The sequence below is a fragment of the Candidatus Omnitrophota bacterium genome, assembly GCA_030688425.1.
GTDB lineage: Bacteria > Omnitrophota > Gorgyraeia > Zapsychrales > JANLHA01 > JAUYIB01.
This window is the reverse complement of the sequence record JAUYIB010000010.1, coordinates 156840-172588: the sequence shown is the minus strand read 5'-3', so window position 1 is coordinate 172588 and position 15749 is coordinate 156840. Positions and strand designations below refer to the sequence as shown.

Below are 15749 nucleotides of genomic sequence, written 5' to 3'. Positions count from 1 at the left end.
AGACCATCCGCGATCTGGCGGCATTGTTCCATGCCCCGGTCAACCCCGAGATACGCGACAATCTCCGCTGTGAGAATTGTTTTGTGGATTTTGTCCGGGACCTGACGGGCAGCGATGATTTTGTCGCGGAACTGGACGCCTGGGACGTGCGGAAAAATCCGAAGACGCGGAATTGGGCCGTCGCGGCGCCCAGGGCGTTCGCCCTGCAGGAAGGCAATGCCGTCAGCACGTATTTGACCCAGACGTTTTCGGATGAAGAAGGCCATAGGTATTATCATATCGTGCCGGAAATGGACGCCGATGACTTGAACGGCCGAAAGCTTTCGCTGGCGGACCTGCGGGATGATCCCTACGCCTGGATCGGCGCCCGCAGGCACGAGCAGGTTTTGATGTCCAAGGAAACCTATCATCGGAAACATGGCGGCGAGATTCTCAAACTGGCCGACCGCTGGGGACGGGAGACCGAAATCCTCTTTAGAGAAGTCGCGGAGTTCAGCCGGGGCCGCGACAGAGCGAGCGGCGTTGTGGAATACCTGCCGTCCGGCAAGTTTGTGTTGATGGAACAGGACGACGGTGAAGGCCGCATTCCGGTCTACATTTATGAAGGGCCGGCCCTGGCGGTCCACGGCGCAACGGCGAACGGTCGTCTGATGGCCGTCCAGGTGCCGGTCAAAAACATCGTCAAGGCTATTGCGGAGCGTTGGCATGTGGACGGACTTCTGGTCATTGCCTGCAACAGAGGCAGCGGCGGCTTCGGTTGCGCCGCTGTCCCGAGCGTTTATGCCACACACCGCATCCACCGGACTGAGACATTCTTGGCAAAGGTCATAACCGGGAAAAATCATCACCGGCGCGCGGTCCGCTTGGACAACAACTGGACCGCGTGCGTCTGCGAATACCCCGGACGGTGGACATTCACCCCCGGCGGGGATCGTTTTGTGACGCGGGTGGCGGCTTCGGAAACGCTTTATGACTACCGACAGCGGATTGAGAAGCGGCAAGCCGTTCGCCCGGACGGCGCGTTCCTGGCGACCACGGCCGGCATGCTGGCGTTGCGTTCAGCCGGGGAAACGGACGGAGAAGCGGGATTGAGGATCGCCGGCGTTCAGCTTGAGCCGCGTTCTTTTGAGAAAAATACCTGGCTGGCGCGGGAGATCGTCTGGGCACTGAAGGGCCGGGTATCCGCCGGTCAGCGGATCGACCTGGTCCTGTTCCCCGAATGGCTTGATCAGAGAAACGGACATGAGCCGGCTCAACTGTCCCGGTTGATCGGGGAGCGCGAAGCCGTGTTGTCCCGGCTCTCGAGTCTGTCCGGAGTTTCTGTGGGCTATTCATTGCTTAATGACGGCGACGTCATTTATGTTCTCATCGACGCTGTGTCCGGGAACGTTTACAAGGTCCACAAATACCAGTTCTATGCCGAAGAAATTCCGGAGCAGAGGGTCTTCCGGATCCATGGGAGAGCGGCCGGCGTCTTGGTCGGAGACGAGATGCGCTTTCTGGCCGATGGCATCGGTGAGGGAAATCCGCGCGCCGTGGCGTTGGCGGAACAATTTAAAGCCGCGGACGTGATCATCGTGCCGAGCGCCGTTGATGTGGATGGAGCCGAGGCCTTGGTTTCCCGCACGGCGCGGTTATTGCGAAAACCGGTGTTGTTCCTCAACCGCGTCAATTCCGGCAATCGGATGAAGGGGCATTCCCAGTTCTACAACCATGCGGAGGACGTCCTCCGGCTTGGCGATGGAGAAGAAATCCTTTTGGCCGGCGTTAAGGCGCCCGCGAAGGCCCTCTTCAAGGCTTCGGGCCAGACTGGGGCAGATATCCCCGCGGCCATGACCCGTCCGTTGCGCTGGGTGTTCGAGGCGCTGTGGTGGGGAGGGGTCGCGGCGGCCGGGTTGGGGCTGCTGGTTTTGGCCGGCGCCCTCGGTTCGTTCAATACGGCGATCATTTTCAAGACCGGCCAATGGCTGTTCTTGCTGGCCGCGTTCCTGGCGGTGATTGTGGCCGCGGCATATGAAGAGCCGAAGTATTTTTACCGGAATGGAAAATTGCTGGAAGGGGAAGAATACGCGAAGGCCCTGGAGGCCTGGTATTCCCGCCATTCCCCGGCGGCACGGGAGAAACTGGAGACCCTGCGGTTACGTATCGCACTCAACGCCCGTAACAGCGTCTGGACGGCGATGGCGCTCCACGGCTGGAATAATCTCCTGTTCCTCCTCGCCCGCATCCTGAAGCTCCTTGTTCTTCCGGCGATATACGACCAGATGATTGTCAAGTCTCACGGCACCCATGTCCTTCCGCAAGTGGCGCTGGCCATGGCCAGCCGGAAAACTCGCGAGAAGCAGAAACACACGGCCACCTTGCAGGACCGCATTCATCAGATCCGGCAGGAAAAGATCAAAGATCTGGATCACCAGCTGTATCTCCTTTCCAACCATCGGCGGCGGATTTTCCGGGAGGTCTTTATCGGTTTGTATGAGAAGCGCTTCACCCTGGCCGAGATGCGGGCGCGGTTGAACGCCCGAAGTCTTGAGATTTTTGAACTGGTCCGCCAGAGCCGTGACCTGGGCATCCAGCGCACGCTGCTCATGAACAGCCTTCCCCGGTATTATGCTTTTACCCGGACCACGTCCGTTGACGCGACGCAATGCGTGGACCTTTCCAACGATCTTCTCATCGCCCTGACGTTCCCTGAAGAATTCTTTGACGCGCAGCTGGACGTCCGCAGATTTCCCGGCGGAAACATCGCCCACGCCCATGTTGTCGTTGACACCTATTTGGGGAAGGTGGCGGTGGATGCCGCGGCCGGACAGTTCTTCCCGGAATACGAGGGGCACATTGTTGTCGAAAAAGAATCCTCTTACCTGCACCGGCTCCATGGGTTCCTCGATGAGTTCACATCGGCGGCGGCCATTGCTCAGCGCAAGGAACAGCGTGAACAGTTGCGGCCCTTCTTTAACGAAGAACGCGACCGGTTGATGGCAGATGTTGTTCGGTCGTCGGTGAAGGACCGGTCCCGGAGCGCGGTATTGAAGGCTGCCATGGCGAAGATGTGGGAAGCAGGCAAAAAACGGCACTCCCGCCAGCAGCAATCTCAGCCTCCGGCCATGCTGCCTGCGGAGCGGGCGATGTTCGAGGCGCTTCTTACGGAAATTCGCGATCTGCCTCCGGAAGAACAGGATCGCCGCGTCCGGCAGTTCATGAAGGAATCCGCCGACCGCGAAGAACTCTTGCGCACCCTGGCGGAGGGCCGCATGTCTGTGGAGGCCTTCGTGGCCCTGCACAATCCGCAGTCGGACTGGGAGCGCAAAATTCTGACACGCTTTGCCCTGGTGACCAACCAGCAATTCGAACGCAAAAAATCCGAAACCTTCCGGCTGCGTCCGAACGACGAGGCCGGGGCGAACGCGGCCGCGCTGGAATATGTCCAGAGACTGCACTTCGAATACAACTGGGCTGTATACAAGAAAGACTGGACCCTGATGCCGGTCTCTCTGCGACGGGCTCTGCAGGTCCTGACCCCAGAGATCCCCGATGTCCTGGCCATGTCCGGCTCGAAGCGTTTTGATGAAATGAGGGCATTGGGAGATGACCGATCCCCGCCGGTCCGGTTCGCCAACGGAAGTTTCTCCGAAAAGCTGGTCTGGGAACCCGCCGGGATGTATATGATCATGCACACCAACCTTGTTTTTGTCATCGAGGATGTGGCGGGACGGCGGTTTATCGCCCCGGATTCCGAAGAAGGCCGGAAGCACATCCGCGCCTTCATGCGGCGGCTGCATCATGGCCCTGCCGACCCGGCGGTATGGGCTTTTGTTGAAAGTGTCCGCAAGGTCTTTCCTGTTGAGTGGAAAAGGCTGTTTGACATGGTTTCTCCGACCGCCGAGGAATCCTGGAAGTCCTTTGCCGGGAAATTGGAGAGGGACGCGGCAGGTTATGAAGTGATTGAGGACCGCGGTCTTTTGCGCATCCGCAGAGAGGTCTGGGGGCAGCTGACCGCCGGCGACCGCGTTTTGGTGAAGGCGATCGTGGACGGCGGGGCGGTCACGCAAGGACAGGTCCGGACGCTCGGCGCGCTCAGCAACGGGCGGGTGTATATTGCGGCCCATGAAAGGAACGATCAAGAGAACGGCCGCAAGGTCTATCTGCATTTGGAGCGGCCGGTCATGACGGACGGAAAAGTGATCCCGACGTTGTGGTTCAAAGGCGTCCGGCCGGCGCGGGAAACCGGCGAACTGCCGCCGCACGCAGGGCATGGCTACGGCGGCATCAAATTATTTGTCCAGCGGGACGGGGCGGTCGAAATCGCCGTGGGGACGCATGATGTCCAGGGCGGCATGCGGGCGGATTTGGCTGCGGTCGAACATGAAACCCTGCAAACGGCCTCGCAAAAAGGCCTTCCCGTGGATATCGCGATCGGGGACGGGGACTACCGGCAGATCAGTTTCGAAGGGAAGCCGGTTCGTTTTGTCGTTGGAGGCATGACCGACGCGGTTGACATCCGGCTGGCGGGTTTTGCCCATTTGCGCAATTATCAGACTGGCGAGCGCCGGGAACTCGATGCGGTTGAGGCGGACCACATGTATCGAGCCATCGGTCGGGCCCTGCGCGGCTATCATGATGCCGGGTATTTCCACACGGCGCCATACGTGACCCAACTTGGAGTTTATCTGGAACCGGGCGACCGGGTCCGCGTCGTGATCCGCGATCTGGAAACCACGGTCCGGGCCTCAGGGTTCCAGGGAGTCAACGGTGAGGTCTATCAGCAGATAATCAGCCATCGCGTGATTGACCTGGCGTATTTTATGGATTCGGTGATCACTGAAAACGGGACAGATACGTCATGGGACACCATCGACCTGTCCGATGCCATGGACGCCTTCCTGCAGGGATACTTTTATGGGGCGGATCCCCGGGCCCCATCGTTCCGCCGCCTGGTCGAGCAGCACAGCCAGCGGCGCAATTTTTCTTTCCTTATTGAGAAGTTATCGGAGTCCGATCCCGTGCTGGGCGGTCTGGTCGGTTTTGTTCACCGGGCCGCTGGGGATGGGAACGCCGCGGTCAGGAACATCGCGAGGGCCGGCGAATTCTTGAAGATCCCGGCCATGCTTCCCGCGGAGCGGGCGCTGTTCGAAGCTCTCCTGATCGAAATCCTAGATCTGCCGCCGGAGGAGCAGGACCGGCGGGTCTGGGAGTTCCTGCAAAATTCCTCCGACCGCGAAGAAGACCTGCGCACTCCTGACGGCCGGCGCATGTCCGTTCCGGAGTTTGTCGGCCAGCACGGCCCCTTGACGGAGGCCCAGGAAAGGATCCTGAACGTTTTTGCCGGCGTCACAAATCATGAATATGCGACGTCGATCGAGACGTCTTTCGCAAATCTCACCCGGCTTGGGTTTGACGCATCCATGTATGCCATCGTGATCGAGAACCGCGCACGCCAGTATGTCAAAGAATTGCACGCGGCTTACAATTGGGCGGTTTATAAGAAGAGCTGGGACCTGATGCCGGAAGTCTTGCGCCGGGAGCTGCAGAAGATTTCCCCAGTTGTGCCGGATGTGATGGCCATGGCCAATGGCGGGCCGATGGGGGATATGGGAGCACCGCAGGATGAGGATAATCCGCATAAAACTCCTATCCCTGTTTACGGCATCATCCGTCCTGCCGGGCGGGTGAGCCAGCAGGGGTTGACCATTACCGATGTGAATCAATTGGGGCGGCTGGATATGTTCCCGGTCCTGACCCACTATATTAAGTTGCGAAGGAATCCTCACCCAGAGGAAGATGGGCAGTATCTGGAGGTCGGCTATTATAACAATGCGGCCGGGCTGGTGCTTGACATGACCCTGATTCGGATTAATAAAGACCGCGTTCATCTCGGCATCGGCGGATATCGCGGCATTATTTACCATTTTTATCCTGACGAAGAACAGCGCGGGGCGATGTTGAGGCGTTGGTTGACGGAAACCCTGGTGTCGTTCCTGGCGGAACGGGGCTTCAGCGAGTTGAGCGTGACCCCTCGCGACACCACGCGCAAGGAGATGTTTGAGCGGTTTGGATTTGTCAAAGAAGCCGGTTCGGAAGACCTGGTCTTTCACTTTGGCAAAGTGTCTCGTCCCCGCGCCACGACAGCCATGCTGCCGATCTGGCGCTGGCTGGGCTTCCGGCACTGGTCGTCGGACTGGCAGGAAAGGGTCGGGACCAACGTCATCCCGCCGCTGGAAGAGCTTTACCGCATCCTCTTCAAGCGCGGGCCGCCGGCGTTCGCCGCCGAGCATGGAAAAGTCTTTGAAGTCAAATTCAGCCGCCTGATGAATGATGTCTACGTTGTTCGCCGTGCCTCCACGCCTGAAGAACGGGCCAAGATCGAGAACATGGCCCGCCGCGCCGACCGCGCCCGCCGTTACGTCCGTCACGTTTACCAGCAGAAACACCCGAACCCGTCCTGGTTCCGCCGTGCCGTGGCCTGGTGGCGAGGGTTCTACGCCGCGTCCTCCATCCACGCCAACTTCAACGCCGGCGCCTTTGAAAGCGACAAAGGCGGCATCCTGGCCGCGACCGATGATGAACAGTCCGGAGAGATTGAATTTACGCCGGTCCATAAGAACCGCCCTCATCGGATTGTTGAGAAGAGTGCCTCGGAAGTTGCAGCAATGGGTGCAGAGCAAAGGCGTAATTATGAGCATGAATTACGAACAGTTGGATCAGCACAAAACGTATTCCTTACCAAAGACGTGAAAAATATTCTTATTCTGGATCGTAAGTTGGCTCAGTGGGGTGGGGCCATAATCCTTTTACCTCTATTGGTTCGTTCTTTATTAAAAACATGGCCGCGTCTGCAGAGGATTGTTGTGGTGAGCGCTTTTACTGAAACGTTGAATGGAATTGATCAGAGGATCGAAGCGATTCATTATGGCCCGGGCATATCTGTCGATACCACTCTTATGTTTGATATCGGAATCAATCTTGGTGGGGAAGATCTTGCCGAAATATTGCCATCCAGAATGTTAAAAAAGGTGGTTAATGATTTCTTTATGTTGCTTCCCCGAATGAATAGTTTGTCTAACGATCTCCCGACTTATTTTGAAGTGTATCAGAGATCCTTAGAAGAGCTTGGATTAATTGTTCCTAGCCATTATGAGATTCGGATTCCAAGACATAGAGTAGGCAAAGACCTTATTTTTGTTAACATGCACGCGGTGGCATCCATGGTGCCTTTATTTGTCGCTTATCGGCCAATCTTTGAACAACTGCCGGCAGCGTGGACGGAGGTTTTGAAACAATTGTTAAGGGGGCATGTTGATTTTATGATGAATGGCGGCCGTGGTGAGGATCATGAGAAAACCAAAGAAATTTTGGCCAAGGTTGGCCAGCCGGAGCGCCTGGGACAGTTTACTTCCAGAGCCGACGTGCTTGAATTTATGGATCAGAATGTCCAAGGCGTTATCACTATGGATACGGGTATTTTCCATGCGGCTTATCGACTTTTAGGCATTCCGGTCGTTGTAATTACGCATCCGTTCTCGGGTGAGTGGGTGCCAAAATCAGGGAAAAATTTTCAACGTGTTGAAATCGATCAGTTTATTCAAAGGCCATCATCCACAATAAAATTACTAAATAAATTATTGCAGGACAACAGGGATCCTCCGGCCATGATGAGGCGCCATGCCGGCGGGCGCGTGCGCAAAGGAATGGATCCTGCGGAACTGGTGAAGATTTCCAATGAGGTGACGGAGACGGAAGAGCGCGCCCGCTGGCGCTGGCCGGGCCGGAACGTGCCGGAGTTTTTCCGCAAGCTCTCAGCTGCCTGGTTCGCGCTCCAGCATCTTTTTGTTTATGACGTGAAAAAAGAGGCGTGGCGGTTAACGATATTAGAGAAGGGCGCTTACCGCCGGCTGTATGATCTGGCCCGCGCCACGGACCGGGCATTCTTCGCCCAGGGGCACCATTATCATTTCCTGTATCAGGCCAACTTGCGCGCGCTGGAAGCCGCCGGCACGCCCGCGGCCGATCTGGCGCGGAAGGCCAAGGACATGACGAACACGGAGATCGAAGAGATGTCGGTCCAGGCGGCGATCCGCGTCCATTGGGAATACAACTTTTTTGTCATCCACGGTAGGATATCCAAGTCCCTGTTCCTTAAAGAATTTTTCAGCGGCAGCCAGCCCACGATCCTCGCCATGGCCGGGAAGAAACGCCGCGGCTCCGGCGTCAAGAGAACGGCGTACAAGGCCGCTTCTGAGATGTCCCGCCGCCGCGCGCTGAAGATCATGGCCGGTTTGGCCGGCGCGTTCGGGTTGGGCGGCACGGCGTACTGGTTCACGCAAATGGCGCGTCCCGTTGAATTGAAACCCGAGGAGAAATGGCAGAATTACACGGTTGTGGAAAATCCGCAGATCGCGCACGTTCTCGACATGCTCAAACGCACGGCCAAATGGCTGGAAGTCAACGGTTATCCGCACATGGACGTCGTGAACGCGTATCTGGAGATGTGGAACGATCCGAACAACATCATTCTGGGCGGCGGGGCCCTGGGCAAGTCACACGTCAGCGGAAAGGATTTGAAAATCATCGTCAATCCTTCCGGGGTCCAGTCGCGGATGGCCCTGACACAAGAGGCGCAGAACAACCTGTCGGTTTTCATCGAGTTCTTTGCCGTCCTGCTGGTGCGCGAGGCGTGGGGCGTGAAGCTCGTCCGGACGTTCCCAGACCTCAACGACCAGACGACCAAGGATTTCCTGCAGTTGCAGGAGGATTTCTTCAAAGGAAGAACGGCCACCGAGCAGGACCAGATCCTTTTGTCCCGCGAGACAACGATTGAAGGCATGATGTCCCAGGTCCTGGCGCCGGAATTCTTTGAGCTGCGGATGCAGATGGACTTTATGGACTGGGCCGTTGAGAAAGGCCTGTATTCCTCGGAAGAGGCCCGCAGATACATCACCGTATACAGCCGTTTCGGCTATGACAATGTCTTTGAGATCTCCCAGGCGTTTTTCGCCCGCCGGCAGCTTTATTCCAAGCTGTTCTGGGTCCAGCTCACCCGGCTCATCCTGACCTTCCTCAACGGCCAGCGCGCGAAAGCGCAGAGCGCGGAGATCCTGATCTGGGACAAATACTTTAAGGTCCAACAGCTGCGGTATCAATACCGCGAACCCGGCGTCGGCATCTCGCCGCAGTTGGCCCGCGAGCTGACGGAAGGGACGGCGCCGGTCCAGGACGTCTATTTCACGGTCCAGGCCGACGAACTGTATCCGTTGGTCAGAGAGATCGTCAACCGCTGGCTGCGGATGCTCAAGCCGTCGATCGTCGTTCCGAATTCCAAGGACGATCTTCCGTCCAAACCCGTGCGGAGGGCTGAAGTCAACCGGGAAGGCGCGAAAGCGGGAGTCCTGGCGGCGGGCCTGGCCGTCCTGGAAAGCATGGCGTCCGGATTCAGCGAAGACGAACGGCGTATCTTTGAGCGGGCCAAGCAAATCAAAGGACTGACGGTCGGATTCGACCTGGAAGAAACGATGACCACGCAGATTGAAACGGCTGCTCGGATGCCGATTGACATGGCGACAGGGAGACTGAAGCCGGAGGAAGATGCTTATCGCGATGAATATGTGCCCGGCATCGACACGCTCAAGGACCGGCTGATGCGGCCCGGCATGAAGGCGCTGCTCCTGGGCCTGCTGGTGAACAACACGGTCAAGATCGTCACCGCCCAGTCGAGAGAGTGGGTTCTGAACTGGATCGAGAGCATCCCGGTTCTCAAGAAATTGATAGTGGAATTGAACGCCATGGAACTTGTCACCGGCGATCAGGTGGAAGAGGCCGCGCGAAAGGTGATCGAATTCCGGGAAGAAAAGGCCGGAAGAGTCTACAAATACTTTTTGAACGCTGTTGAGCTGACAGAGGAAGAAGGGGTAGGAAGCCGTGGAATGATATCATCGGACGCGGTCCCGCCCACGCCGTTCTGGCGCGCGCTGAAGGTGCCCGTGGCGCTTGGGATGGATGTGATCGTGGATGACCGTGAGTCGCTGGCAACGATCATGGGTCGCCTGGGATTGGGCATGGCCATTCCGGCGCCGAGGTATTTCCTGAGCGTCTCCGATGGCGCGATCATGCTGCAAAACGACGGTGAGGCAGGTTCGTTCAAAATTGTGGATATGGCTTCGTATCAGGCCGCGGTCTCGCAAATAACGCCGTTGCTCGAGCAATTGGAAACGATAGCCCCTCGCAGGGCGCCTCCGGCCATGATGGCGCGCTGGAAGAAGCTCCATAGCCGCTGGGGCGGGATTGTTTCCTGGATCATCGCGCCGGCGTATGAAACCTATCTCAGGCACCGGAGCTTGAATCCGATGAGCATCGAAGACATCGTCGCGGCCCACGAAGAAGTTTTTGATACAGCCCTGAACGAATGGCGGCCGGCCACGGATAAGGACCGTGCGGAATTGAGGAATATTTTTGCCGGGTTTGACGCGGCTTACCGCAACGCCCGCGTGTTCAAGGGGTTTGCAGAATGGTGGGCGCATGCCAAGCACAACGCGTTCGGGCACGGGATTTTGGCCATGGCGCGGAAATCGAAATCATGGCCTTTCAGAAAGGCCGGTTGGGCTTCCGCCGGTCCCGGGGCAGATAGAGCCAAAACGGCCCGTGGGGCAAACCGGAAAGCGGATATGACCTGGCGCAAGAGTTATACAGTCCATATCCCGGTGATGAGAATGCATCTCGGGATTTCTAACGCCAATGAACTGGCGGAGCATTTCCGGAGATTCGACGTTGCCGCGGAGGCTGTGACGCCGGAAGATGTCCGTGTCTGGGTGGACGGCACTGTCAGATACTATCACGTCAGCGAGGTCAACAATATTCTCGCGGTGTTCAACCTTTTGACGGATCGCCATCTTCGCCGGCATTCATCGGTGTTCGACCAGGGCGAGCAGGGCAAGATCATTTATGCCCTTTTGTTCGCGCTCGCGGTGCCGGCGATCTTCATCGGCGCTTTGGCGTTGATTTCCAGCAAAATCGTCGCGATATCAGTGGCTTCCGGTGCCGTGATTGTTCTGTTGTTTATTTTTTCGGACGCGGCGTATGTTATTCACAACGCGTTCAAGCGGCGCCGGGACCGGAAGGCCGCTGCGGCAGAGAAGCAGCGTGCCGAAGGGCTGTCGAAGGTTCAGCGAGCCTACCGCGGTATCGAGCCGGAATTGAAGCGCGGCGGGTTCGCAAATATTGGGGAATTTACGAAAGCTTTGGATCAGGCCCTCCCGTCCGAAATCCGGGCCGTGCCGATCGTGAAAACCAAACGCGCGGAATTCATTGAGAGGGCCGGGAAGCTCGTCGCCGATCAGCAGGAGAGCAAACGCCGTGAATCCGAGAAGGCCGCGCAGCAGCGCCGGGTGTCCGATCTGAAATTCCGGTTAGGACAAATCACGGACGAAGAAATCCTTGGTTTCGCTGATAAAGCTTCCTTGGAACGGTTTGTGGACGGTCTTGTCCCTGCCGAGATCGCGGCGTTTCCGGAAACGCAGGCGCTGGCCGCGGGATTGAAAAAACGCGGCAAGGAATTGATCGAAGCCAGGATCGAGGAAGCCCGGCGGATCGAGCGGCAGCAGCGCCGCACTCTGGAATGGGTCCAGCGCGTCCTGGCCGAGAGCCGGCAGGGCATTGAGGCGGTCCGCTGGGAAGATTTCGTCGACGCGGAGGCATTTGAGGCCGCTGTGCGGAATGCCGTAACGACGGATCTCCAGACGTATGCCGCGTTGGATGAGGTGAAAACGTTTGTCGAGTGGCTGGAGGAAACGGTCCGGCAGGGCCGGGAGGACATTGCCCGCCGGATCGTCGATGAAGAGGAAGCCGTGGAGCGGGAACGCATCCGCGAAGAAGAAGAGTTAATGGAAGAGCATGAAATCGAACGGGCCTGGGAAACCCGCGAACTGCGTGAACGCAAATCCGGTCGCTGGGCCTTTGTCCCGGGAACGCGGAGGGCTTACTCTTCGAAAGTCCGGGGCGGAACGTTCCGGCTGTCCAGCGGTCCTGCGGAGAATGAGGAGCTGGGATGGGAAGAAGAGCCGGAAACACCATGGACAGCCATGACAGATGTCGACATGGCCGGGATCCGGGAAGAGATCCGCCGTCGGGCCGAAGAGCGTCAGAGCGCTGATGAAGAAGAGGCGATGTGGCGGGAGCATGAAGCGGAACAGGAATGGGACAACCACACGATGAGCCAGCGCAAGTCCGGCCGCTGGGTCTTTGGTCCGGCAGGCAAGGGGGCCCATTTTTCGAAAATCCGCGGTGGAACGTTCAAGCCGTCCCCAGGTCCGGCCGAGCATGAGGAATTGCTTTGGGTCGAAGAGCCGGAAGTTGTCCGGCGCGGCGGGGTGCAGGGCATGAATCAGGACGAGATCCGCGAATGGCTCAAACGCCGGGCGGTGCAGCGCCGCGCCGAGGAAGCGGCGGCGGAAGCCCGGAAGAAAGCCGAAGCCGCGCAGGCGGAGGCGGACCGCAAAGCGGGGCAGGACCGTCTGGTCAAAGAACAGGAACTTCAGGAACAACTGGCGGCGTTGAACGACAAGGTGCGAATGCTGCTGGAAGAGAAGGGGGCCCAGGACAAGGCCACTCTGCTGGCCCGATTGGATCTTTATTTCAATACCGCGCGTTTGCGCTTGCGTTATGGCTGGACTGACGAGGAAACCGCCACGGCCGTCCGGATGGGCTTGGAAACCGTGGAGACTTTGGTGTCGAGGCGGATGGTCAGACCGGTCCATGTATCCAGCCAGGTCGAGGCCTTGAAGCGGATGAAGGCCCGTCTGCCAGAAACAGTGGTTGCGCCGGAGCGGACAGCGGCAACGGAAGTCGCTTCTTTCGTCAAAGAAGTTACCGTAGAGACCGTTGAGAAAAAGAAGATCGCCCTGCCCGCAAGGCCGGGCGCCCCGCGGTCCGTGGCTGTGGCTCAGCCGGTTCCCGAGAAACATCCTGCGATGGAACAGATTGAAGACCTTCTTGCGGCCCTGGAAAAGGAAGGGGAAACGTTGAATTTCACGGAAGTCCAGATCAGGGAAGTCCTGGATTTGATCCGCGGCCTGGCTTCCCAGGGCCGACAACTACGCCGTCATCCCGATGTGGCTGTGAGGCTGGCCTCGGCCATCAACAGACTGGATCAGTTCAATATGACTGCGTTGCAGGATGACGATGTCAGCGAGGCCGTGCATCAGATCCTGACCGAGGGCAACCTGCCACAGGCGGAAATCCTTGTTGTCACGGCCAATTTCTGGCTGCGCCGTCAGCAAGACCAGGCCGCGCGAATGGTCGTTTCGTATGCCATCGCGCAGAATGCTTCCCTGCAGAATCGTCCTGCCGTTGCCCGGTTGATGGGGCAATTGGGAATATTGGGTCAACACGGGAAGGACGCCGGGATTCTTCCGCCGGGCGGTCCGGCCGGTCTGTCACCGGCGGAACGGGATGCACTGCAGGAAGCTATCCGCGAAGGCCGGGAGGACGAGTTCTGGTATGAACAATCCCTGCGCGAGGAGACCCTCTGGCGCAAGGGCTACGAAGGCCAGGCCCCGCCGGAAGAGAACTTCCCGGGCATCCACGTCGAAGATGGTGAAGAAAGAGTCGTTGACTTGAAAACACTGGAATCCCGCCCAATGACCGCGGCCGACCGGCGCGCGCTGATCGCGCTGGCCCGGAACAAAACCACGCCGGCGTATCTGAAGCAATTCGATATCTCCCGAGAATATTATGAAACCAAATTGAGACGCGAGCATCCGTTCTGGGCGCATGAGCGGATCGAGGGCATCGCCCGGTCTCTGGCCCACACCGACGCCGTTATCGCGGCCGCCCGGGTCCACGCGGCGCACAACCGCGGCGTCTGGGCCCGCCATCTGCGCGGGGTCAAAAAGTCAGGCACTTTGGCGATGGCGAACGGTGGATCGTTTGCCGATCCAGCCGTAATTCATGTCGAAACATCGATGACTGTTTTGGAAAAATTGGGGAACAAAGACGGGAACCTGGAAACAGAAGAAACCGTGAGCCGGGTTGAATTCGCGGAATCTTCTCCGATCGCTTCCATGGAGTTCTTCTATGATGATAACGCCCAGATCGTAAGGATGGACGTGAACCGGCGCTTCCCGGGTGAGCTTCCCGAGCAGGCGATCGTCCTGACCGGTGAACGGCGGCTGCACGTCCACTATACCGCCGCGTCGGTGCCTTATATCCGGCTGGAGCAGCCGGAACACGCGGATTGGCTTTACAGCGGGTATGATTTGGTCGAGAGGACCCTGGAAAACGAAAGAATGTCGTCCCCGGTCTACAGGTATGTCACCATCGACCATTACGCCGGTGAAGCTGGACGAAAGACCTGGGCCAGCGAGTCGTTCGATCATGATGAAGTGATCGCAGCCTTGAGGCAGGCGGGAGCCGGGCCAGGCACCGCCGTTGTCAATTTTGACTATCATCATGATGATTATCCGGATTACGGCATGCTTAACATTGGGAATTGGGTCTTTTACGCTAAAAACGAGATTGGTGTCAGCCGGGTGGTCTGGGCCCATCCGTACCGCCTGGTGAACAGGAGTCACGAAGGGCATATCGATCAGGAAGTCATTAACCTGGATGAGATCGATCCGGGCCATTCTAAAATCTTTGTCACTTACGATGCGGATTATTTCTCCATCCTCGAGCATCCTTCCTCTCGCGGGGAGATCCTGGAGCAGATCCGGCAGATCATCGCGCTTTACCAGCGCAGGCCGTGGGAGGTATTCGGCGTCAATTTCACCCGCTCCGTCTTCAGTAAAAAAGGCCAGCGGGCCTTCACGCCGAAATCGCAAAGCAATCTGATTCTGAATGCCGGCATCAACGCTCATCGGCCATTGTTCGGCCGGGTCGTGCTCCGGACGGTCCCTGATTTCTCGCGGCAGCGGATTTCTGTCCGTATCCCCTGTCTGGACCAGACGTTCATCGGGCGCGATACAAGACATCTCGCGGAATTGCTGAACGAGGGTGGATTGAGGAGGAAAGGGTTCGAGGTTGAGGCTGTTGATGATGACCGGATGGCGCTATGGTCGGTCCGCCAAGGAACCCGGGAACGCATGGAAGAGATGCTGGTCGAGAAATCCGAAAAGTTAAGCATGACCCTGAATCTGTTCTTCAGAAGCGACGATATCGATCAGACGCGGCCCCTGGGGATGACGCCGACGGAAGCCGCTGCGTTGAAAGCCGCTGTCCGGGAAGGATGGGAGGACGAGTTCTGGTATGGGCAGGCCCTCCGCGAGGAAACCCTCTGGCGCAAGGGCTACGAAGGCCAGGCCCCGCCGGAACAGGACTTTGTGGGGATCCACGTTGAAAACGGCGAAGAGAAAGTCGTTGATCTGGAAACCCTCGAATCCCGCCCGATGACCGCCTTCGACCGGCGCGCGCTGATCGCGCTGGCCCGGAACAGGACCACGCCGGCGTATCTGAAGCAATTCGATATCTCCCGAGAATATTATGAAACCAAATTGAGACGCGAGCATCCGTTCTGGGCGCATGAGCGGATCGAGAGCATCGCCCGGTCCTTGGCCCACACCGACGCTGTTGCCGCGGCCGCCCGTGTCCACGCGGCGCACAACCGCGGCGTCTGGGCCCGCCATCTGCGCGGGGTCAAGAAGCCGGGGACCTTGGCCATGGGGCTGCTTCCAGTTCTTGGCATTGGAGGCGTGTTGGCTGCCGGCGCACTTTATTCGCTCCTTAAGGCAGAATCGCTTCAATTCGGGGATCGGTATTCCCGG

At 58.3% G+C, this 15749-nt stretch carries 1 protein-coding gene (only partly in view); it reads left to right on the top strand.

Every position in this 15749-nt window falls within one protein-coding gene, locus tag Q8Q08_00915, for a pyridoxal-phosphate dependent enzyme (protein ID MDP2652572.1), read on the top strand. The gene is 114990 nt long; 43612 of those nucleotides lie to the left of the window and 55629 to its right, leaving coding positions 43613-59361 in view (codon 14538, partial, through codon 19787, complete); the first complete codon in view begins at position 3. Both codon boundaries (start and stop) fall beyond the window edges.